The following is a 20,854-nucleotide window of genomic DNA, read 5'->3' as shown; positions in this document are numbered from 1 at the left end:
GTCAGTGGCTGGCGTCGACCATGCCGTGGCGCACGGCGAGAAGCGCCAGCTCCACGTCGCTGGTGATCGAGAGTTTCTCGAAAATCCGGTAGCGGTAGGTGTTCACGGTTTTCGGCGACAGGCAGAGCTTGTCGGAAATGCTCTGCACCTTGTGGCAGTTGGCGATCATCAGGGCGATCTGGATTTCCCGCTCGGACAGCGTGTCGAACGGCGAACCGTTCTTCTCCGGCTCGAAGGACTTCAGCGCGAGGCTCTGGGCGATCTGCGGACTGATGTAGCGCTGCCCGGCGAAGACCTGGCGAATCGCCTGGACCATCTCCCCCAACCCGGCGCCCTTGGTCAGGTATCCGGCGGCACCGGCCTGCATCAGGCGGGTCGGGAAGGGATCTTCCTCGCAGACGGTGACCACCACGACGCGCACGTCCGGCTGGCTGCGCAGCAACTTGCGGGTCGCCTCGAGGCCGCCGATGCCCGGCATCTTCAGATCCATCAGCACGACATCGGGGTGCAGCTCACGGGCCAGCTTCAACGCGGCCTCGCCCGATTCGGCCTGGCCAACGACCTGCAGGCCCTCTATGTCGGCAAGCATGCGGGTAATACCGGTGCGAACCAGATCGTGATCATCGACCACCAGCACCTTGATCACTCAGCACCTCGTTGCGCAAAAAGGGGAAACAGAAACGTGGAATCCCGGAACCTTATCAGAAAGATGCATCCGGAACCTAGCTTGAAACGTCCAAGTCAAAGTTCAAGCGTCAAAAAAATTACGCAGCAATGACATCACCGCACATGGCGCAGAAAGCAAAAAGCCCGCCAGATAGGCGGGCTCTTCGAAATGATGGCGGAAGCGCAGAGATTCGAACTCTGGGGGCTGTTACACCCGGCGGTTTTCAAGACCGCTGCCTTAAACCACTCGGCCACACTTCCATCGCGGGGCGCAATAGTACCGGATCGCAACACACTGTCAAACTCTGCTGGTTGGCCGTCATATACGCTTTGCTATGATGCGCCTAACCATGTTCATGGTTCATATACAGGAGTGCTAACCATGCAAGAACGCCAATACCTCAATGCCACAGCCGTGGAGCAGAAGGAGGTCAGCGGGGTCCTGCGCAATACCTATGGACTGCTCGCCCTCACTCTCGCCTTCAGCGGCCTGGTGGCCTACGTTTCGCAACAGATGCGTGTGCCCTACCCCAGCATCTTCGTCGTGTTGATCGGCTTCTATGGTCTGTTCTTCCTGACGGTCAAACTGCGCAATAGCGCCTGGGGTCTGCTCAGCACCTTCGCCCTGACCGGCTTCATGGGTTACACCCTCGGTCCGATCCTGAACCTGTACCTGGGCATGGCCAACGGCGCCAGCGTGATCTCCTCGGCGTTCTTCATGACCGCCCTGGTGTTCTTCGGCCTGTCCGCCTACGTGCTGACCACCCGCAAGGACATGAGCTTCCTGTCCGGGTTCATCACCGCCGGCTTCTTCGTCCTGCTGGGCGCGGTGCTGGTCTCGCTGTTCTTCCAGATCAGCGGCCTGCAACTGGCGATCAGCGCCGGCTTCGTGCTGTTCTCCTCGGCGATGATCCTGTTCCAGACCAGCGCGATCATCCACGGCGGCGAGCGCAACTACATCATGGCGACCATCAGCCTGTACGTGTCGATCTACAACCTGTTCATCAGCCTGCTGCAGATCTTCGGCATCATGGGCAGCGACGACTGACAGCTTCCAGGCACTCCAGAAAAGCCCGTTTCGACGGGCTTTTTCTTTTTCCGTCCGGCGAAAGTATCATCCTGCGAAAATCCTCCAGCACGGCCCGCCCATGAAATTCGCCATCGCCCTGTTCGCGCCGCCCCACTCGCCCGCCGCCCGCCGCGCCCTGCGCTTCGCCGAAGCGGCGCTGGCCGGCGGCCATGAGATCGTCCGCCTGTTCTTCTACCAGGAAGGCGTGCACAGCGCGTCGAGCAACGCAGTGGCTGGCCAGGACGAACTGGACGTCGCCGCCGCCTGGACCCGCTTCGTAGCCGACAACCGGCTCGACGGCGTGGTCTGCATCGCCGCCGCCCTGCGCCGTGGCGTGCTCAACCAGGAAGAGGCCAACCGCTACTCTCGTCCCGCGGCCAACCTGCAGGCGCCCTGGGAGCTGTCCGGGCTCGGTCAGCTGCATGAAGCGACGCAACAGGCGGACCGGCTGGTCTGCTTCGGAGGCCACTGATGAGCAAATCGCTGCTGATCGTCAGCCGCCAGGCGCCCTGGTCCGGCCCCGGCGCCCGCGAAGCCCTGGATATCGCCCTCGCCGGCGGCGCCTACGACCTGCCCATCGGCCTGCTGTTCCTCGATGACGGCGTGTTCCAGCTCGTCCCGGACCAGCGCCCCGCCAGCATCGAGCAGAAGGACCTGCAGGCCAACCTGCAGGCCCTGCCTCTGTTCGGCATCGACGAGCTCTTCACCGCCGCCCGCAGCCTTGGCGAACGCGGGCTGGACGCGGACGGCCTGATACTGCCGGTGCAGGTCCTCGACGACGCGGCCCTGCGCGACCTGATTCAACGCTACGACCAGGTAATCACCCTCTGATGGCCACTCTCCACCTGCTCTCGCACTCCCCGTTCAACGACGGCCGCCTCGCCAGCTGCCTGCACCTGCTCGGCCCGGACGACGGCGTGCTGCTCAGCGGCGAAGCGGTGCACGCCCTGCGCGCCGGCACCGCGCCGTGCCAGGCGCTGGAACTGATGCCCGCCGGCAACCCGCTGTTCGCCCTGCTCGAAGACCTGCAGGCGCGCGGCCTGGACGACGTGCCGGCACGGGTCGTCGCGCTGGACTACCCCGGGTTCGTCGAACTCTGCACCCGTTTCGACAAGGTCAACGCCTGGCTATGAGCACCCTTCTGGTCAACGGACAACCCATCGCCCTCGACAAGGACGGCTACCTGCAATACCTGCAGGACTGGTCCGACGCGGTCGCCGAGGCGCTCGCCCACAACGAGGGGCTCAATCTCACGCCGGCGCACTGGGAAATCCTTCTGCTGCTGCGCGAGTTCTACGGCGAGTTCCAGCTGTCGCCGGCCAACCGCCCGCTGATCAGGTACGTCGCCCAGCGCCTCGGCCCGGACAAGGGCAACAGCCTGCACCTCAACCTCCTGTTCAAGGGCACCCCGGCCAAGCTTGCCGCCAAGCTCGCCGGCCTGCCCAAGCCGACCAACTGCCTATGACCCCCGCCCCGCTCGTACTCCAAACGCCCGCCGAACACCTCTTCGCCCAGTTCGTCCGCATCCTCGGCAAGGGCAAGCGCGGCGCGCGCAGCATGACCCGCGACGAGGCCCGCGAAGCGCTGGGCATGATCCTCGACGGCGCGGTCGAGGAAACCCAGCTCGGCGCCTTCCTCATGCTCCTGCGCCACAAGGAGGAGAACGCCGAGGAGCTGGCCGGTTTCGCCGACGCGGTACGCAGTCGCCTGGATGCCCCGGCGATCGCCGTCGATCTCGACTGGCCGACCTACGCCGGCAAGAAGCGCCACCTGCCCTGGTACCTGCTGGCGGCGAAATGCCTGGCCGGCAGCGGAGCGCGCATCCTCATGCATGGCGGCGGCGCGCATACCGCCGGGCGTCTGTACAGCGAGCAACTGCTGGACACCCTGGACATCCCGCTGTGCCGCGACTGGAACAGCGTCGCCACGGCGCTGGACGACCACGGCCTGGCCTTCGCCCCGCTGATGGACTGGATGCCGCGCCTGCAACGCATGATCGACCTGCGCAACACCCTCGGCCTGCGTTCGCCGATGCACTCCGCCGTGCGCCTGCTCAACCCGCTGGGCGCCACCTGCATCCTGCAGAGCATCTTCCACCCCGGCTACCAGGAAATGCACCGCGAAGGCAGCCGCCTGCTCGGCGACCGCGCCATCGTGATCAAGGGCGAAGGCGGCGAAATCGAGGTGAATCCGGACAGCCCTGCACATCTCTACGGCTGCGCAGACGGCGCGAGCTGGGACGAGGAATGGCCGGCGCTCTCCGCCCAGCGCCACGTCAAGCCGGAACGGCTGGACCCGGCCGATCTGCTCGCCACCTGGCGCGGCGAGCGGGACGATGCCTATGGCGAACTCGCCGTGCTCTCCACCATCGCCCTGGGCCTGCGCGGCCTGGGCATGCCGCGCGAGGACGCCTTCGCCGAGGCGCACCGTCGCTGGGATTCGCGGGATCGATCGATCTGATCGATCCTTCAGGTCATGTTTTTGCGCCGATCCATCGTCGCCATGCCGTTAGACTGGTCCCAAGACTCACTCACGGAGCCAGGAATATGGGACAGCTGATCGATGGACGCTGGCATGACCAGTGGTACGACACCGGCGAGGACGGCCGCTTCCGCCGCGAGAACGCCCAACGACGCAACTGGATCACCGCCGACGGCAGCCCGGGCCCCAGCGGCGAAGGCGGCTTCCGCGCGGAAGCCGGGCGTTATCACCTCTACGTTTCCCTGGCCTGCCCCTGGGCCAACCGCACGCTGATCTTTCGCCAGCTCAAGGGGCTGGAGAAGCTGATCGACGTTTCCGTGGTCAGTTGGCTGATGGAGGAAAATGGCTGGACCTTCGACCCCGCCACCGGTTCCACCGGCGACACCCTCGATGGCCTGCAGTTCCTGCACCAGCGCTACACCGCCGAAGACCCGCACTACAGCGGCCGGGTGACCGTGCCGGTGCTGTGGGACAAGCAGCTCAAGCGCATCGTCAGCAACGAATCGGCGGAAATCATCCGCATGTTCAACTCGGCGTTCGACGAGCTCACCGGCAACCACCTGGATTTCTATCCCCCCGCCCTGCGCGAGGAGATCGACGCCCTCAACGAGCGCATCTACCCGGCGGTGAACAACGGCGTCTACCGCGCCGGCTTCGCCACCAGCCAGGAAGCCTACGAGGAAGCCTTCACCACGCTGTTCGAGGAACTGGACTGCCTGGAAGAGCGACTCTCCACTCGCCGCTACCTGACCGGCGAGTACGTGACCGAGGCCGACTGGCGCCTGTTCACCACGCTGATCCGCTTCGATGCGGTCTATCACGGCCACTTCAAGTGCAACCTGCGGCGCCTGGCCGACTATCCGAACCTCTCGGGCTGGCTGCGCGAGCTGTACCAGTGGCCGGGCGTGGCGGGCACGGTGAATTTCCAGCACATCAAGAACCACTACTACGGCAGCCACCGCACCATCAACCCGACCGGCATAGTGCCGCTCGGGCCGCAGCAGGACTTCAGCGCGCCGCATGGGCGGAATCATCTGCCGGGCAAGGGCGCGTACCGCGGCTGACGTAGGAGCGAGCTTGCTCGCGAAATCTCCGCGCACCAACGCCAAAGCTTGGATTGAGGAGGTTCGCGAGCAAGCTCGCTCCTACAGGGAATGAGGCATCCGTTCCGGGCAGACGGCCCTGATCGATCAGAGCGGCTTGTCGATGCCGTCGTAGAGCTTCTGCAAGGCACCCAGCCGCTGCCGGTAGCGCTTCTCCAGGCAGGCCCTGTCGGCGCCGCAGGCGCGTCGCTGCTTCAACCACGCCTGCTGGGCATCCTGCATGTCGCCGCGAACGCCCATGGCGAACAGACCGGAGAGCAGGCGGTAGGTGGTCGCCATCTCGACATCCTGCTCGGATAGATGGCGGTCGGCGCAGATGGCCTTTTCGTCCGCCCGCAGCGCCTTGCTGCAGTCGAAGCTGGCAGCGGATGCCGAGGCCAGCGGAGCGGCCAGGGCGATCGCGGCCAGGATGCGCCATTTCCCTGCCCGCTTCATTGCTGCCCCTCGAACCAGGCCAGCTTGTCGCGCAGCTGGACCACCTCGCCGACGATCACCAGGGTCGGCGCGTGGACTTCGTGCTCGGCCACCAGTTTCGGCAGATCGGCCAGGGTGCCGGTGAACACCCGCTGGTGCGTGGTGGTGCCCTGCTGTACCAGCGCCGCGGGCGTATCCGCCGCGCGGCCATGGCGGATCAGTTCGTTGCAGATCACCGGCAGGCCGACCAGCCCCATGTAGAACACCAGGGTCTGCCCCGGCGCCACCAGATCGGCCCAGGGCAGGTCGCTGGTGCCGTCCTTCAGGTGGCCGGTGACGAAGCGCACCGACTGCGCATAGTCGCGGTGGGTCAGCGGAATCCCGGCATAGGCCGCGCAGCCGCTGGCCGCGGTGATGCCCGGCACCACCTGGAACGGGATGCCATTGGCCGCCAGTTCGTCGATTTCCTCGCCACCACGGCCGAAGATGAACGGATCGCCGCCCTTCAGGCGCAGCACGCGCTTGCCCTGCTTGGCCAGGTCCACCAGCAGGCGGTTGATCTCGTCCTGCGGCACTGCGTGGTCGGAGCGGCGCTTGCCGACGTACAGACGGTCGGCATCGCGGCGGCAGAGGTCGAGGATCGCCGGCGCCACCAGGCGGTCGTAGAGCACCACGTCGGCCTGCTGCATCAGGCGCAGGGCGCGGAAGGTCAGCAGGTCCGGATCGCCCGGCCCGGCGCCGACCAGGTATACCTCGCCACGGGCAGCGGTCTGGCCGCCGTCCAGCTTGTCCTGCAGCAGGCGCTCGGCCTCTGCCGCACGACCGGCAAGCATGCGCTCGGCCACTGGTCCCTGGAAGACCTCCTCCCAGAAGATTCGCCGCTGCTGCAACTCCGGCAGACGCTGCTTCACCGCATCGCGGAAGCGGCTCGCCAGACCCGCAAGCTGGCCATAGGTGGAGGGAATCCAGGTTTCCAGCTTCGCCCGCAGCAAGCGCGCCAGCACCGGCGCATCGCCGCCGCTGGAGACCGCCACCACCAGCGGAGAACGGTCGACGATGGCCGGGAAGATCACGCTGCACAACGCCGGCGAATCGACCACGTTGACCGGCACGCCGCGCCCATGGGCGTCGGCGGAAACCCGGGCGTTGAGCGGTTCGTCGTCGGTGGCTGCGATGACCAGCACGCAGCCATCGAGATCGCCTTCGGCATAGCCGCGCAGGAAGGATTCGCCCTGCCCCTGTTCCACCAGTTGGCTCAGCTCCGGATGGATGTCCGGCGCGACCACACGCAGTTGCGCGCCCGCCTCGGCGAGCAGGCGCGCCTTGCGCAGCGCGACGTCGCCGCCGCCGACCAGCAGCGCGCGGCGGCCGCGCAGGTTATGGAACAGTGGCAGGAAGTCCATCTCAGCCGATCACCTCGATGCCGCCCATGTAGGGCTTGAGCACGTCCGGCACGCGGATCGAGCCGTCGGCCTGCTGGTAGTTCTCCAGCACCGCTACCAGGGTGCGGCCCACTGCCAGGCCGGAGCCGTTGAGGGTGTGCACCAGTTCCGGCTTGCCGGTTTCCGGGTTGCGCACCCGTGCCTGCATGCGGCGGGCCTGGAAGTCGCCGCAGTTGGAGCAGGAGGAAATCTCGCGGTACTTGTCCTGGCTCGGCACCCAGACCTCGATGTCGTAGGTCTTGGTCGCGCCGAAGCCCATGTCGCCGGTGCACAGGACGATGGTGCGGTACGGCAGCTCGAGCAGCTGCAGGACCCGTTCGGCGTTGCCGGTCAGGCTTTCCAGCGCCTCGAAGGACTTCGACGGCTCGACGATCTGCACCATCTCAACCTTGTCGAACTGATGCTGGCGGATCATCCCGCGGGTGTCGCGGCCGGAAGCGCCCGCCTCGCTGCGGAAGCACGGCGTGTGGGCGACGAACTTCAGCGGCAGCTGCTTGGCGTCGAGAATCTGCCCGGCGACGATGTTGGTCAGCGAGACCTCGGCTGTCGGGATCAGGTACAGGTCCGGATCGTTCTCGCGGCCGATCTTGAACAGGTCTTCCTCGAACTTCGGCAGCTGGCCGGTGCCCTGCAGCGCCGGAGCCTGGACCAGGTAGGGGGTGTAGGCCTCCTCGTAGCCATGCTCGCGGGTGTGCAGGTCGATCATGAACTGCGCCAGGGCGCGGTGCAGGCGGGCGATCGGACCGCGCATCAGGGCGAAGCGGGCGCCGGACAGCCGCGCGGCGGTCTCGAAGTCCAGCCAGCCGTGCTGTTCGCCGAGGGCGACGTGGTCCTTGATCTCGAAATCGAAGGCCTTCGGCGTGCCCCAGCGCCGAACCTCGACGTTGTGATCCTCATCCGCGCCCACCGGCACAGACTCGTCCGGCAGGTTGGGGATGTTCAGCAGCATGCCGTCCAGTTCCGCCTGGATCGCTTCCAGCTCGCGCTTGCCGGCTTCCAGTTCGTCGCCCATGCGGTTCACGTCGGCCATCAGCGGAGCGATGTCCTCGCCGCGCTGCTTGGCCTGGCCGATGGCCTTGGAGCGGGCGTTGCGCTCGGCCTGGAGCTGTTCGGTACGGGTCTGCACGGACTTGCGCTGGTTCTCCAGCGCCTCGAAGCGCGCCACGTCCAGGGTGAAGCCACGGGTGGCCAGGCGTGCCGCCACTTCCTGCGGCTGGGTACGTACCAGTTTGGAATCGAGCATGGTCTGTTCTCGTGTCTGAATAGGAGCGGCGTCTCATGCCGCACAGGGCCGGTTCAGGATCGCGCAGGCCAGGGCCAGGCAAGCGGAAACAGGCGAAAAAGCGGAGTTTACCTTCGGCGAACGCGCATTCCGAGTCCGTTTCGACACAGCATGGCCGACCTGCGGCGAATCATGGGCCGGCGATCAGGATTTTCTGCGCTTTCGCGGGCTCGCCCGGTCGAGCGCCGCCAGATGCCTGAGCTTCTCGCCGATCTTCAGCTCCAGCCCTCGCGGCACGGGCTGGTAGTACTGGCGCGGCTGCAGCGCCTCGGGAAAATAGTCTTCCCCGGCGGCATAGGCATCCGGCTCGTCATGGGCGTAGCGATATTCCTCGCCGTAGCCGAGGTTCTTCATCAGCTTGGTCGGCGCGTTGCGCAGGTGCAGCGGGACTTCCAGCGAACCGTGTTCCGCCGCATCGCGCATCGCCGCCTTGAAGCCCATGTAGACGGCATTGCTCTTCGGCGCGCAGGCCAGGTAGACGATGGCCTGGGCCACCGCCAGCTCGCCCTCGGGGCTGCCGAGGCGCTCCTGCACGTCCCAGGCCGACAGGCACAGGCTCAGGGCGCGCGGATCGGCGTTGCCGATGTCCTCGCTGGCCATGCGCACCACGCGGCGGGCGAGATACAGCGGGTCGCAGCCGCCGTCGAGCATGCGTGCAAACCAGTAGAGCGCGGCATCCGGATTGGAGCCGCGCACCGATTTGTGCAGGGCGCTGATCTGGTCGTAGAAGGCTTCGCCGCCCTTGTCGAAGCGCCGACGGCTGTCGCCGAGCAGGTTCTGCAGCAGTTCCGGGGCGATTTCCCCGCCGTCGTCCACCAGGTCGGCGGCGTTTTCCAGCAGGTTGAGCAGGCGCCGGCCATCGCCATCGGCGGCGGCCAGGAGAATTTTGAAGCTGTCGTCCGGCAGGCTCAACTGGCGCTTGCCGAGCCCCTTGTCCTCGGTCAGGGCGCGTTGCACCAGCTTGCGCAGCGCCACCTCATCCAGACTTTTCAGCACGTAGACGCGGGCCCGCGAGAGCAGCGCGTTGTTCAGTTCGAAGGACGGGTTCTCGGTGGTGGCGCCGATGAAGATCAGCGTGCCGTCTTCCACGTAGGGCAGGAAGGCGTCCTGCTGGCTCTTGTTGAAGCGGTGCACCTCGTCGACGAAGAGGATGGTGCGGCGGCCGTACTGGCCGGCGTGCTGCTTCGCCACATCCACGGCCTGGCGGATTTCCTTGACGCCGGAAAGCACCGCGGAAATCGTCTCGAAATGGGCGTCGGAAACCTTCGCCAGCAGGCGCGCCAGGGTGGTCTTGCCGACGCCCGGCGGGCCCCAGAAGATCATCGAGTGCAGCGCGCCCTGCTCCAGCGCCTCGCGCAGCGGCTTGCCGCGGGCGAGCAGGTGCTCCTGGCCGACGTATTCGTCGAGGTTGGCCGGACGCAGGCGCGCGGCCAGGGGCTGGGCTACGGGTTCGGAGCTGAACAGGTCCACACTGCTACCTATACGTCAGGCCGTCATTCCTGGATGACGTCGACGCCCTTCGGCACTTCGAAGACGAACTGCCCGGCGTCGATCGACTGGTTCATCTTCACGTCGAAGAACAGGATGTTGGTGCGCTGGCCGACGCTGTCGATCAGCTGCATGTCGTTGACCACGCCGTTGCGGAAGGAAATCCGCAGGTTGTCGAACAGGGTGTCCTTGTCCTTCGGCTTGAGAATGAAGTCCACCACGTTGCCGGCTTCCTTGCGGGTGATGTCGAAGCTCTCGTGGATCTTCGAGGTATCGCCGGACAGCAGCAGCGCCGGAGTCTGGGTCAGGCGCTGGTCGAGCTTCTGGATGGTCACCTGCTCCAGGTCCGGGTCGAACAGCCAGACCTTCTCGCCGTTGGAGATCAGCAGTTGCTCCTGCGGCGCATCGGTGTGCCAGCGGAACAGGCCGGGGCGCTTCAGGCTCAGTTGGCCGGCGGTTTCCTGCAGGCGGGTGCCACTGCCGTCCAGGGTCAGCTGGGAGAAGCGCGCGGTCATGGTCTGGGCCTTGCCCAGCAGCTCGCTCAGGCGCTGGGCGGCGACGGAGTCGTCGGCGCGCGCCTGCACGCCGGTCAACGCCAGCGCGGCGATCAAAAGCATGCGGATCAGTCGCATGGATGTCCTCGAATGGATTCAGTCGCGGATAGGGGCCGGCGCGATGACTTCGCGCGTGCCGTTGGTATTCATCGGGGTGACCACGCCGGCCATTTCCATGGCCTCGATCATCCGGGCGGCGCGGTTGTAGCCGATCTTCAGCTTGCGCTGCACCGACGAGATGGAAGCACGCCGGCTCTCGGTGACGAAGCGCACGGCCTCATCGTACAGCGGATCTTCCTCGCTGCCTTCGCCGCCTTCGCCACCGCCATCGAAGCTGCCGCCACCACCGCCGCCTTCGTCGGCGCCGGCGAGGATGTCTTCGATGTAGTCCGGCGCGCCACGCATCTTCCACGCCTCGACCACGCGGTGCACCTCGTCATCGGAGACGAAGGCACCGTGCACGCGGAACGGCAGGCCGGTGCCCGGCGGCAGGTAGAGCATGTCGCCGTGGCCGAGCAGCTGTTCGGCGCCACCCTGGTCGAGGATGGTGCGCGAGTCGATCTTGCTGGACACCTGGAAGGCGATGCGGGTCGGGATGTTCGCCTTGATCAGGCCGGTGATCACGTCCACCGACGGCCGCTGGGTCGCCAGGATCAGGTGGATGCCCGCCGCCCGCGCCTTCTGCGCGATACGCGCGATCAGCTCTTCGACCTTCTTGCCGACGATCATCATCATGTCGGCGAATTCGTCGACCACCACCACGATGGTCGGCAGGGTCTTCAGCAGCGGCGCCTCGTCTTCCATGCTCTCGCGGCGGTACAGCGGATCGGTCAGCGGCGCGCCGGCTTCCTCGGCGTCCTTCACCTTGCGGTTGAAGCCGGCCAGGTTGCGCACGCCCATGGCGGCCATCAGCTTGTAGCGCCGCTCCATCTCGGCGACGCTCCAGCGCAGCGCGTTGGCCGCCTCCTTCATGTCGGTGACGACCGGGCAGAGCAGGTGCGGGATGCCTTCGTAGATCGACAGTTCGAGCATCTTCGGGTCGATCATGATCAGCCGCGCCTCTTCCGGCGTCGACTTGAACAGGATCGACAGGAGCATGGCGTTCACCCCCACCGACTTGCCGGAGCCGGTGGTACCGGCCACCAGCAGGTGCGGCATCTTCGCCAGGTCGGTGATGATCGGCCGGCCGCCGATGTCGTGGCCAAGGGCCAGCGGCACGGTGGACTTGTGCTCGTCGTACTCCGGCGACATCAGCACTTCGGAGAAGCGCACCATCTGCCGGTCTTCGTTGGGAATCTCGATGCCCACGGTGGTCTTGCCGGGGATCACTTCCACCACCCGTACGCTGATCACCGCCAGCGAGCGCGCCAGGTCCTTGGCCAGGTTGGAAATGCGGCTGACCTTCACGCCGGCCGCCGGCTGGATTTCGAAGCGGGTGATCACCGGGCCCGGATGGACGGATTCCACCTGGACCTCGACGCCGAACTCCTTGAGCTTGATCTCCAGCAGGCGCGACATGGCCTCCAGCGATTCGGGCGAGTAGCTCTTCTTCTTCTCACCGGCCGGGTCGAGCAGGGACAGCGGCGGCAGAGTGCCTTCCACGGCGCTGTCGACGAACAGCGGGGCCTGCTTCTCCTTCTGCACGCGCCTGCTCGCCTCCACCGGCTTGGGCGGCGGGGGCGGATCGATCTTCGGCGCCGGGCGGCTCTCGCGCTCCTGCACGCTCTTGACCAGGGATTCCTCGCGCTCGATCAGGCGCTCCTTGACCTTCGCCTGCTCCCGCACATCGGGAACCACCGGCGCGACCACCTCGGCGACCCGAACGTCCATCTCGCGCAGTTGCGCGGTCAGCTGCTTGCGCTCGCTGCGCGCGCTCCACCAGCGATTGGCGGCGTTCTGGATCAGTTCGAAGAGGTCGAGGGTGATCTTCCCGGTCAGGTCCATGACCTTGAACCAGGACATGTCGGCGAACACGGTGAGACCGAAGAGGAATAGCGACAGGAACAGCAGCGTGCTGCCCTGCACGTTCAGGGCGTTGACCCCGGCCTGGCCGAGGCTCTCGCCCACGGCGCCGCCCGCCGAAGCCGGCATGTGCGCGCCGCTGGTGTGGAAATGGATATAGGCCAGCGCGGAGCCGGACAGGATCAGGAACACCAGGCCGATCAGGCGCCAGGAGAACAGCCAGCCGCTCCACTCCCAGGGCATGTGGCGCTTGCGGAACACCTGCCAGGTCTTGACGGCCAGCAGCAGCGGGAAGACGTAGGCGAAATAACCGAGGGCCATGAACAGGATGTCGGCGAACATCGCCCCCAGGCGACCGGCGGCGTTCTGCACCTGCACCACGTGGCTGGAGTGGCTCCAGCCCGGGTCGGACGGGTCGTAGGTGAGCAGCGCCATCCACAGATAGAGGCACAGTGCGCCCAGCGCGATCAGGGCCCCTTCCTTCAGGCGATAATGCAACTGCTGCCGCCATGCGGCTGCGTGGCTTGCTGTGGTCGTGTCCTTCAAAACGCGTCTTTTCCTGCGCACGGGGCGCGTCCGAGAGTCTGTGAGCGCCCTATTGTACGGCTTTGACCAGCCGATACCAGCGAAGCCCGGGAGGATGTCCAGCGCTTTGCCGGGCTTTCAGGGTTCGGTGTAGCATAGCCCGAAGCAGCTTTCCGACTGCTCCATTGGAGCATGCATTCTCTTATGTGACAAAGGCTTATGGAGTCTTTTTTATGAATGAAGTCAAGCATTCGCGGCTGATCGTCCTGGGTTCCGGCCCGGCGGGCTACACCGCAGCCGTCTATGCCGCGCGCGCCAACCTCAAGCCTGTCGTCATCACAGGCATCCAGCCCGGCGGCCAGCTCACCACCACCACCGAAGTGGACAACTGGCCGGGCGACGTGGAAGGCCTGACCGGCCCGGCGCTGATGGAGCGGATGCAGCAGCACGCCCAGCGCTTCGACACCGAGATTGTCTACGACCACATCCACACCGCCGAGTTGCAGCAGAAGCCGTTCATCCTCAAGGGTGACAGCGCCACCTACAGCTGCGACGCCCTGATCATCGCCACCGGCGCCTCCGCCCAGTACCTGGGCATGTCGTCCGAGGAAGCCTTCATGGGCAAGGGCGTCTCCGCCTGCGCCACCTGCGACGGCTTCTTCTATCGCAACCAGGTGGTCTGCGTGGTCGGCGGCGGCAACACCGCGGTCGAGGAAGCACTGTACCTGTCCAACATCGCCAGGGAAGTCCACCTGATCCACCGCCGCGACAAGCTGCGCTCGGAGAAGATCCTGCAGGACAAGCTGTTCGAGAAGGCCGCCAACGGCAACATCCGCCTGCACTGGAATACCACTCTCGACGAAGTGCTGGGCGACGAGATGGGCGTCACCGGCGTGCGCCTGAAGGACACCCAGAACGGCGAAACCCGTAACCTGGACCTGTCCGGCGTGTTCATCGCCATCGGCCACAAGCCGAACACCGACCTGTTCAAGGGCCAGCTGGAAATGCGCGACGGCTACCTGGTGGTCAAGGGCGGCGGCGAAGGCAACGCCACCCAGACCAGCATCGAGGGCGTATTCGCCGCCGGCGACGTGGCCGACCACGTCTATCGCCAGGCGATCACCTCCGCCGGCGCCGGCTGCATGGCCGCGCTGGATGCGGAAAAGTTCCTCGACGCCTGACCAGTCCGGGGAGGCCCGCCCTCCCCTGCCCCGCCATGCTGACCTGGCTATCCCGCCGCAATTTCGAGTTCCCGCCCCTGGAAAAGGCCCTGCACGAGCCCAACGGCCTGCTCGCGGCCGGCGGGGACCTCGACCCGCGCCGGCTGATCCAGGCCTACCGGCATGGCTGCTTCCCCTGGTACCAGGACGGCCAGCCGCTGCTCTGGTGGTCGCCCGATCCACGCACCGTGCTGTTTCCCGACGAACTGCACATTTCCCGCAGCCTGGCGAAATGCCTGCGCCAGCAGCGCTTCCGGATCACCATCGACCAGGCGTTCGCTGACGTCATCCGCCAGTGCGCCGCTCCGCGGGATTACGCTGACGGCACCTGGATCACCGAGGCGATGCAGAATGCCTACATCGACCTGCATCGCCGCGGCATCGCCCATTCCGTCGAGGCCTGGGCGGACGGCGAACTGGTGGGCGGGCTCTACGGGCTGGCCATGGGCCGGCTGTTCTTCGGCGAGTCGATGTTCAGCCGCCGGGACAACGCCTCGAAAGTCGCGTTCGTCGGCCTGGTCCAGCGGCTGCGCGCCGCCGGTTTCGCCCTGATCGACTGCCAGATGCCGACCCAGCACCTCCACAGCCTGGGCGCACGGGCCATTCCCCGCCGGGAATTCGCCGAGTACCTGCGCCTGTATCTCGACCAACAGCCAGCGCACGACTGGCGTTCGCAAGCGGACTTGCCCGGCCTGGCATAAACTTGCCAGAGGGTTTCCGTGGGGGTTGAAACATGACCGAACTGGCCCGCCTGAAGTTCTACGCCACCCAACCGCATCCTTGCAGCTACCTGCCCGAGGAACAGGCAACTACGCTGTTTCTCGACCCCAGCCAGCCGATGGATGCCCAGTTGTACGCGTCGCTTTCCGAAGTCGGCTTCCGGCGCAGCGGCGAGCACCTCTACCGCCCCCACTGCCAGCACTGCACCGCCTGCATCCCCGCGCGCATTCCTGTCGCTCCGTTCCACCCGAACCGCCAGCAGAAGCGTATCCTCAAGCGCAACGCCGATCTCGAAGTATTCAAGCGTCGTCCGTCCTTCACCGAGGAGTACTACGCGCTGTACACGCGCTACATCGAACAGCGCCACGCGGACGGCGACATGTACCCGCCCAGCCGCGATCAGTTCACCACCTTTCTGGTGCGCGACCTGCCGTTCAGCCGTTTCTACGAATTCCGCCTGCAGGGCCGGCTGCTCGCCGTCGCGGTGACCGACGTGCTGCCCAACGGGCTTTCCGCGGTCTACACCTTCTACGACCCGGACGAAGAGCGCCGCAGCCTTGGCCGCTACGCCATTCTCTGGCAGATCGGCGAAAGCGCACGCCTGGGCCTGCAGGCGGTCTACCTTGGGTACTGGATAAAGAACTGCCGGAAGATGAACTACAAGACCCAGTACCGTCCGATCGAGCTGTTCGTCAACCAGCGCTGGGTCGTATTGAGCTGACTGTTTTCATCGCCCCGTGGCGCAACCCGGCGTTTTCAGGCACAATGCTCGCCTTTTTTAATGGCCCACAACGGGGCCACCCATAGATACCGAGGGCTCTACTGCATGTCGAAAGAAGACAGCTTCGAAATGGAAGGCACTGTCATCGACACCCTGCCCAACACCATGTTCCGCGTGGAGTTGGAGAACGGGCACGTCGTTACCGCGCACATCTCCGGTAAGATGCGCAAGAATTACATTCGTATCCTGACCGGCGACAAGGTTCGCGTAGAACTGACGCCCTACGACCTGAGCAAGGGTCGCATCACCTACCGCGCCCGCTAAGGCCGGTACCCTGGGCAACCGAAACGCCCAGACGAACAGAAGAACGCCCGGCATTGCCGGGCGTTTTCATTTCCGCGAAACCGAGCCTCAGGCAGGCTCGGCGACCGTTTCGTACTCGAAGACCAGCTCCTCGTCCTTCAGGTCGACGTGAGCCACGCCGCCATGCTCGGCCAGTTCGCCGAAGAGGATTTCCTCGGCCAGCGGACGCTTGATCTTGTCCTGGATCAGCCGTGCCATCGGTCGCGCACCCATCTGCGGGTCGTAGCCCTTCTCCGCCAGCCAGCCGCGCGCGGCATCGCTGACTTCGAGCTGGACACGCTTGTCCTCCAACTGCGCCTGAAGTTCGATGAGGAACTTGTCGACCACGGACTTGATGGTCTCGTGGCTCAGGCGGCCGAACTGGATGACGGTATCCAGGCGGTTGCGGAACTCCGGCGTGAAGCTCTTCTTGATCACTTCCATGGCGTCGCTGGAGTGGTCCTGCAGCGTGAAGCCGATGGAGGCCCGCGCCGCGGTTTCCGCACCGGCGTTGGTGGTCATGATCAGGATGACGCTGCGGAAGTCCGCCTTGCGCCCGTTGTTGTCGGTCAGGGTGCCGTGGTCCATCACCTGCAGCAGCAGGTTGAAGACTTCCGGGTGGGCCTTCTCGATCTCGTCCAGCAGCAGCACGCAGTGCGGCGTCTTGGTGATCGCCTCGGTGAGCAGCCCGCCCTGGTCGAACCCGACGTAGCCGGGAGGCGCGCCGATCAGCCGCGACACGGTATGCCGCTCCATGTACTCGGACATGTCGAAGCGCACCAGCTCGACGCCCAGCGCCTTGGCCAGCTGCCGCGCCACTTCGGTCTTGCCGACCCCGGTGGGACCGGCGAAGAGGAAGGAGCCGACCGGCTTGTCCGGCGACTTCAACCCGGCCCGGGACAGCTTGATCGCGGTGGACAGCGATTCGATGGCATCGCTCTGGCCGAACACGGTGAGCTTGAGGTCGCGCTCGAGATTGCGCAGCAGCTCCTTGTCCGACGTGGTGACGTGCTTCGGCGGAATGCGCGCGATCTTCGCCACGATGTCCTCGACCTGGGCCACCTCGATGCGCTTCACGCGCTTCTCTTCCGGCTGCAGGCGCTGGTAGGCGCCGGCCTCGTCGATCACGTCGATGGCCTTGTCCGGCATGTGGCGGTCGTTGATGTAGCGGGCCGCCAGCTCCGCCGCCGCGCGCAGGGCTTCGTCGCTGTACTCGATGCGGTGATGCTGCTCGAAGCGCGCCTTGAGGCCCTTGAGGATGCCGACGGTGTCTTCCACGGATGGCTCGACCACGTCGACCTTCTGGAAGCGCCGCGCCAGGGCGCGGTCCTTCTCGAAGATGCCGCGGAATTCCTGGAAGGTCGTCGAGCCGATGCAGCGGATCTCGCCGGAGGACAGCAGCGGCTTGAGCAGGTTGGAAGCATCCATCACCCCACCGGAGGCCGCACCGGCGCCGATGATGGTGTGGATCTCGTCGATGAACAGCACCGCGTGCGGGCGCTTGCGCAGTTCGTTGAGCAGCGCCTTGAAGCGCTTCTCGAAGTCGCCGCGGTATTTGGTGCCGGCCAGCAGCGCGCCGAGGTCCAGCGAGTAGACCACGCTGTCGGACAGCAGGTCGGGCACCTGGCCATCGACGATGCGCTTGGCCAGGCCTTCGGCGATGGCCGTCTTGCCGACGCCCGCCTCGCCAACCAGCAGCGGGTTGTTCTTGCGCCGACGAGCAAGGATCTGCGCCACCCGCTCGACTTCCGGCTCGCGCCCGACCAGCGGATCGATCCGCCCCTGCCGCGCCAGTTCGTTCAGATTGCTGGCATAGGCATCCAACGGATGGCTGGAGGTCGAGGATTCACCACCCTCTTCATCCTGCATGTCCTGTTCGCTGTCCTGATGCTCGGCATGGCCGGGCACCTTGGAGATGCCATGGGCGATGTAGTTGACCACATCTATACGGGCGACGCTCTGCTGCTTGAGCAGGAACACCGCCTGGCTTTCCTGTTCGCTGAAGATCGCCACCAGCACGTTGGCGCCGGTCACTTCGCGCTTGCCGGAACTCTGCACATGGAACACCGCACGCTGCAGGACGCGCTGGAAGCCCAGCGTCGGCTGGGTTTCGCGATCCTCGTCGTGCTGGGGAATCAGCGGCGTGGTGGAGTCGATGAATTCCTGCAAGTCCCGCCGCAGCTTGTCCAGGTTCGCCCCGCAAGCCCGCAGCACGGTCGCCGCGGCCTCGTTGTCCAGGAGCGCCAGCAGCAAATGCTCGACGGTCATGAATTCATGCCGCTTGGCCCTCGCCTCCTTGAAGGCGAGATTGAGGGTGACTTCGAGCTCTCGATTCAACATGACTTCACCTCTCTCCCAAACTTCTGCGTCAACCGTCTTTCTCTATTTCACACAACAATGGATGCTGGCTCTCCCTTGCATATTGATTGACCTGCATGGCCTTGGTTTCAGCGATGTCGCGAGTGAACACCCCGCAAATCGCCTTTCCTTGAGTATGCACGGTCAACATGACTTTGGTGGCCTGCTCCCGGTTCATGTTGAAGTACAGTTCGAGCACCTCTACCACGAAATCCATGGGCGTGTAATCGTCGTTGAACATCACGACCTTATACATGGGTGGTGGTTTCAGGGCCGGCTTGGCCTCTTCCACCGCAAGGCCCGTCCCTTCGTCTTCCAACGGATCAGGGCGGTCTTGATTGAATGTTAGTCGAATCTGGCTACTTGCATGCATGCTGGAATGAAAGCTTTGCGGGCTGAGGAGTTGAGCGGTAAACGGGAAGTTTGAAGCCCATCCCGACCACTGGCGACGCCGCCTTGACTAACGGCAAAAGGGTGTTACAAACAAAGAATACCCACCTGGAGGGTATCAGGAGTTCCGGAAATCCAGTCTTTTCCAAGGCTGCAGCGGAATCGAAGTGGATGATACTCCAGCAATGGAGTCCTTTGCAGAGGGAGATCAGCATGCTCAGCGGTAAGGTCAAGTGGTTCAACAACGCCAAGGGCTACGGGTTCATCCTGGCCGACGGCCGAGATGAGGACCTGTTCGCTCATTACTCGGCCATCCAGATGGATGGTTACAAGACCCTGAAGGCCGGCCAACCCGTCAGCTTCGAGATCCTGCAAGGCCCGAAGGGGTTGCACGCCGTCAACATCCAACCGATCGGTGCCAACGCCAGCAACGCCCCCACACAGGCAGTCGCGAGCGAAGCCCCCCAGACAGTCACTAGCGAAGCCTGACCGCACAGCAAACCTTCCTTCCCCCCTGAAACGAAGAAAGCCGGCATAGACCGGCCTTCCTCGTTTGCGCACCCCTGTTACATCTTGGCGATCATCGCATCGCCGAACTCGGAGCAGGACAGCAGCCTGGCGCCGTCCATCAGCCGTTCGAAGTCATAAGTGACAGTGCGAGCGGCGATCGCGCCATCCATGCCCTTGATGATCAGGTCCGCCGCTTCGGTCCAGCCCATGTGGCGCAGCATCATCTCGGCGGAAAGGATCAGCGAGCCCGGGTTCACCTTGTCCTGGCCGGCGTATTTCGGCGCGGTACCGTGGGTCGCCTCGAACATGGCCACCGAGTCGGACAGGTTGGCCCCCGGCGCGATGCCGATGCCGCCCACCTCCGCCGCCAGGGCGTCGGACAGGTAGTCGCCATTCAGGTTCAGGGTAGCGATCACGTCGTACTCGGCCGGCCGCAGCAGGATCTGCTGCAGCATGGCGTCGGCGATGACGTCCTTGACCACGATGTTCTTGCCGGTATTGGGGTTCTTGAACTGCATCCACGGGCCGCCGTCGAGCAGCTGGGCGCCGAACTCGTCGCGGGCCACTTCGTAGCCCCAGTCCTTGAAGGCACCCTCGGTGAACTTCATGATGTTGCCCTTGTGGACGATGGTCACCGAGCTGCGATCATTGTCCACGGCGTATTGCAGCGCCTTGCGCACCAGGCGCTTGGTGCCGTCCAGGGACACCGGCTTGATGCCGATGCCGCAGTTCTCGGTGAAGCGGATCTTCTTGACGCCCATTTCCTCGGTGAGGAACTTGATCACCTTCTCCGCTTCCGGCGAACCGGCTTTCCACTCGACGCCGGCATAGATGTCCTCGGAGTTCTCGCGGAAGATCACCATGTCGACATCGCCGGGCTTCTTCACCGGGCTCGGCACGCCCTCGAACCAGCGCACCGGACGCTGGCAGACGTAGAGATCGAGCTGCTGGCGCAGAGCCACGTTCAGGGAGCGGATGCCGCCACCGACCGGCGTGGTCAGGGGGCCCTTGATGGAAACGACGTAATCGCGCACCGCCTCCAGGGTTTCGTCGGGCAGCCAGGTGTCCTGGTCATAGACCTGGGTGGCCTTTTCGCCGGCATAGACTTCCATCCAGGCGATCTTGCGCGCGCCGTTGTAGGCCTTCTGGACGGCAACATCGACGACCTTGATCATCACCGGCGTGATATCGACGCCGATGCCGTCGCCCTCGATGAAGGGAATGATCGGATTGGCCGGCACACTCAGGGACATGTCGGCGTTGACGGCGATCTTGTCACCGCTGGCAGGCACCTGGATCTTTTGATATCCCATGCTGAACTCCGCGTTGTGGTTGAATCGTCTCGCAGCTACTCAGCGTAGCCCAGTTCTACCCCGGACAAACATATCCCTATGGTCTAACGGACATCCGCCTCACCACCCCTCCTTTAGGGTGGTATACTCCCGCGCCGTGACCTAACAGTCATCGAGGTCCGCGCCGTCTGGGACCAGACGCCCGCCCCTCGCAACGGCCAGGCCACTACCATGGCCCGGCCGTGCAACGCTCTACTGGTGCCCCAATATCCCCGCGGCAACTCTCGAATTCGTCCCTTCCGAGGCAGACGAACG

Annotated in this window: 22 protein-coding genes and 1 tRNA gene; 12 read left to right on the top strand and 11 right to left on the bottom strand. The window is 65.0% G+C overall.

Annotated features, from left to right (window positions below):
- Position 1 precedes the first annotated feature (1 nt).
- Both gacA and BLR75_RS16770 read right to left on the bottom strand, forming a co-directional pair.
- Positions 2–646 carry a response regulator transcription factor GacA gene (gene gacA, locus BLR75_RS16775; protein WP_084311151.1) on the bottom strand — a complete coding sequence of 215 codons (645 nt, stop codon included), beginning with the start codon at positions 644–646 and terminating at the stop codon, positions 2–4.
- 193 nt (positions 647–839) lie between these two features.
- Positions 840–927: transfer RNA gene (locus tag BLR75_RS16770), tRNA-Ser, on the bottom strand.
- Between the two features lie 121 nt (positions 928–1,048).
- Between BLR75_RS16770 and BLR75_RS16765 the strand changes: the two genes are divergently transcribed.
- The 7 genes from BLR75_RS16765 to BLR75_RS16735 all read left to right on the top strand — a co-directional run bounded on the left by BLR75_RS16765 (position 1,049) and on the right by BLR75_RS16735 (position 5,280).
- Positions 1,049–1,714 (top strand): Bax inhibitor-1/YccA family protein, encoded by a 666-nt coding sequence (locus BLR75_RS16765; RefSeq protein WP_084311149.1) that lies wholly within the window; start codon positions 1,049–1,051, stop codon positions 1,712–1,714.
- A 100-nt stretch (positions 1,715–1,814) separates the two neighbouring features.
- On the top strand, positions 1,815–2,207 hold the full coding sequence (gene tusD, locus BLR75_RS16760; RefSeq protein ID WP_084311147.1) for a sulfurtransferase complex subunit TusD: 393 nt from the start codon (positions 1,815–1,817) through the stop codon (positions 2,205–2,207).
- A complete protein-coding gene (gene tusC / locus BLR75_RS16755; RefSeq protein ID WP_084311145.1) occupies positions 2,207–2,566 on the top strand; it encodes a sulfurtransferase complex subunit TusC in 360 nt (119 codons plus the stop codon). Before tusD ends, tusC begins: the two co-directional genes overlap by 1 nt.
- Positions 2,563–2,868, top strand: coding sequence for a sulfurtransferase complex subunit TusB (gene tusB / locus BLR75_RS16750; RefSeq protein WP_090416109.1), 306 nt, complete (start codon positions 2,563–2,565; stop codon positions 2,866–2,868). Before tusC ends, tusB begins: the two co-directional genes overlap by 4 nt.
- A complete protein-coding gene (locus tag BLR75_RS16745; RefSeq protein WP_084311141.1) occupies positions 2,865–3,200 on the top strand; it encodes a TusE/DsrC/DsvC family sulfur relay protein in 336 nt (111 codons plus the stop codon). The genes tusB and BLR75_RS16745 overlap by 4 nt, the downstream gene beginning before the upstream one ends.
- The gene (locus tag BLR75_RS16740; protein WP_084311139.1) at positions 3,197–4,195 is read left to right on the top strand and encodes a glycosyl transferase family protein; all 999 of its coding nucleotides are present in this window, start codon (positions 3,197–3,199) and stop codon (positions 4,193–4,195) included. Before BLR75_RS16745 ends, BLR75_RS16740 begins: the two co-directional genes overlap by 4 nt.
- An 86-nt stretch (positions 4,196–4,281) precedes the next feature.
- Complete coding sequence (locus tag BLR75_RS16735) at positions 4,282–5,280, top strand: glutathione S-transferase family protein (RefSeq protein ID WP_084311137.1); 999 nt, start codon at positions 4,282–4,284, stop codon at positions 5,278–5,280.
- A gap of 126 nt (positions 5,281–5,406) precedes the next feature.
- On the opposite strand, the gene BLR75_RS16730 is transcribed toward BLR75_RS16735, so the two are convergent.
- The 6 genes from BLR75_RS16730 to ftsK all read right to left on the bottom strand — a co-directional run bounded on the left by BLR75_RS16730 (position 5,407) and on the right by ftsK (position 13,028).
- Positions 5,407–5,754 (bottom strand): lysozyme inhibitor LprI family protein, encoded by a 348-nt coding sequence (locus tag BLR75_RS16730; RefSeq protein WP_090416108.1) that lies wholly within the window; start codon positions 5,752–5,754, stop codon positions 5,407–5,409.
- On the bottom strand, positions 5,751–7,136 hold the full coding sequence (gene cysG / locus BLR75_RS16725) for a siroheme synthase CysG (protein ID WP_084311135.1): 1,386 nt from the start codon (positions 7,134–7,136) through the stop codon (positions 5,751–5,753). Before cysG ends, BLR75_RS16730 begins: the two co-directional genes overlap by 4 nt.
- A gap of 1 nt (position 7,137) precedes the next feature.
- Positions 7,138–8,418 carry a serine--tRNA ligase gene (gene serS / locus BLR75_RS16720; protein ID WP_084311133.1) on the bottom strand — a complete coding sequence of 427 codons (1,281 nt, stop codon included), beginning with the start codon at positions 8,416–8,418 and terminating at the stop codon, positions 7,138–7,140.
- Positions 8,419–8,601: 183 nt separating this feature from the next.
- Positions 8,602–9,927 (bottom strand): replication-associated recombination protein A, encoded by a 1,326-nt coding sequence (locus BLR75_RS16715; RefSeq protein ID WP_084311131.1) that lies wholly within the window; start codon positions 9,925–9,927, stop codon positions 8,602–8,604.
- A 23-nt stretch (positions 9,928–9,950) separates the two neighbouring features.
- The gene (gene lolA / locus BLR75_RS16710; protein WP_084311129.1) at positions 9,951–10,577 is read right to left on the bottom strand and encodes an outer membrane lipoprotein periplasmic chaperone LolA; all 627 of its coding nucleotides are present in this window, start codon (positions 10,575–10,577) and stop codon (positions 9,951–9,953) included.
- A gap of 18 nt (positions 10,578–10,595) precedes the next feature.
- Positions 10,596–13,028 (bottom strand): DNA translocase FtsK, encoded by a 2,433-nt coding sequence (gene ftsK / locus BLR75_RS16705; protein ID WP_090416107.1) that lies wholly within the window; start codon positions 13,026–13,028, stop codon positions 10,596–10,598.
- A gap of 191 nt (positions 13,029–13,219) precedes the next feature.
- Here ftsK and trxB point away from each other — a divergent pair, with 191 nt between their 5' ends.
- The 4 genes from trxB to infA all read left to right on the top strand — a co-directional run bounded on the left by trxB (position 13,220) and on the right by infA (position 15,971).
- Positions 13,220–14,167: a thioredoxin-disulfide reductase gene (trxB, locus tag BLR75_RS16700; protein ID WP_084311125.1), complete on the top strand. Its 948-nt coding sequence runs from the start codon at positions 13,220–13,222 to the stop codon at positions 14,165–14,167.
- Between the two features lie 35 nt (positions 14,168–14,202).
- On the top strand, positions 14,203–14,907 hold the full coding sequence (gene aat, locus BLR75_RS16695; protein ID WP_084311123.1) for a leucyl/phenylalanyl-tRNA--protein transferase: 705 nt from the start codon (positions 14,203–14,205) through the stop codon (positions 14,905–14,907).
- Between the two features lie 32 nt (positions 14,908–14,939).
- On the top strand, positions 14,940–15,647 hold the full coding sequence (locus BLR75_RS16690; RefSeq protein ID WP_084311121.1) for an arginyltransferase: 708 nt from the start codon (positions 14,940–14,942) through the stop codon (positions 15,645–15,647).
- A gap of 105 nt (positions 15,648–15,752) precedes the next feature.
- Positions 15,753–15,971, top strand: coding sequence for a translation initiation factor IF-1 (gene infA, locus BLR75_RS16685; RefSeq protein ID WP_016492441.1), 219 nt, complete (start codon positions 15,753–15,755; stop codon positions 15,969–15,971).
- 87 nt (positions 15,972–16,058) lie between these two features.
- On the opposite strand, the gene clpA is transcribed toward infA, so the two are convergent.
- Together clpA and clpS are read right to left on the bottom strand one after the other, a co-directional pair.
- Positions 16,059–18,329 (bottom strand): ATP-dependent Clp protease ATP-binding subunit ClpA, encoded by a 2,271-nt coding sequence (gene clpA / locus BLR75_RS16680; protein WP_084311119.1) that lies wholly within the window; start codon positions 18,327–18,329, stop codon positions 16,059–16,061.
- A gap of 28 nt (positions 18,330–18,357) precedes the next feature.
- Positions 18,358–18,720 carry an ATP-dependent Clp protease adapter ClpS gene (gene clpS / locus BLR75_RS16675; protein ID WP_084311117.1) on the bottom strand — a complete coding sequence of 121 codons (363 nt, stop codon included), beginning with the start codon at positions 18,718–18,720 and terminating at the stop codon, positions 18,358–18,360.
- 230 nt (positions 18,721–18,950) lie between these two features.
- Between clpS and cspD the strand changes: the two genes are divergently transcribed.
- Positions 18,951–19,226, top strand: a complete 276-nt coding sequence (cspD, locus tag BLR75_RS16670; protein WP_084311270.1) for a cold shock domain-containing protein CspD — start codon at positions 18,951–18,953, stop codon at positions 19,224–19,226.
- 77 nt (positions 19,227–19,303) lie between these two features.
- Here cspD and icd read toward each other — a convergent pair whose 3' ends face one another.
- Positions 19,304–20,560 carry an NADP-dependent isocitrate dehydrogenase gene (icd, locus tag BLR75_RS16665; protein ID WP_084311115.1) on the bottom strand — a complete coding sequence of 419 codons (1,257 nt, stop codon included), beginning with the start codon at positions 20,558–20,560 and terminating at the stop codon, positions 19,304–19,306.
- Between the last annotated feature and the right edge of the window lie 294 nt (positions 20,561–20,854).

It is taken from the genome of Pseudomonas jinjuensis (assembly GCF_900103845.1).
In the GTDB taxonomy this organism is placed as follows: Bacteria; Pseudomonadota; Gammaproteobacteria; order Pseudomonadales; family Pseudomonadaceae; genus Pseudomonas; species Pseudomonas jinjuensis.
Note: the sequence above shows the minus strand (reverse complement) of the source record. Positions and strands in the feature narration are given on the sequence as shown.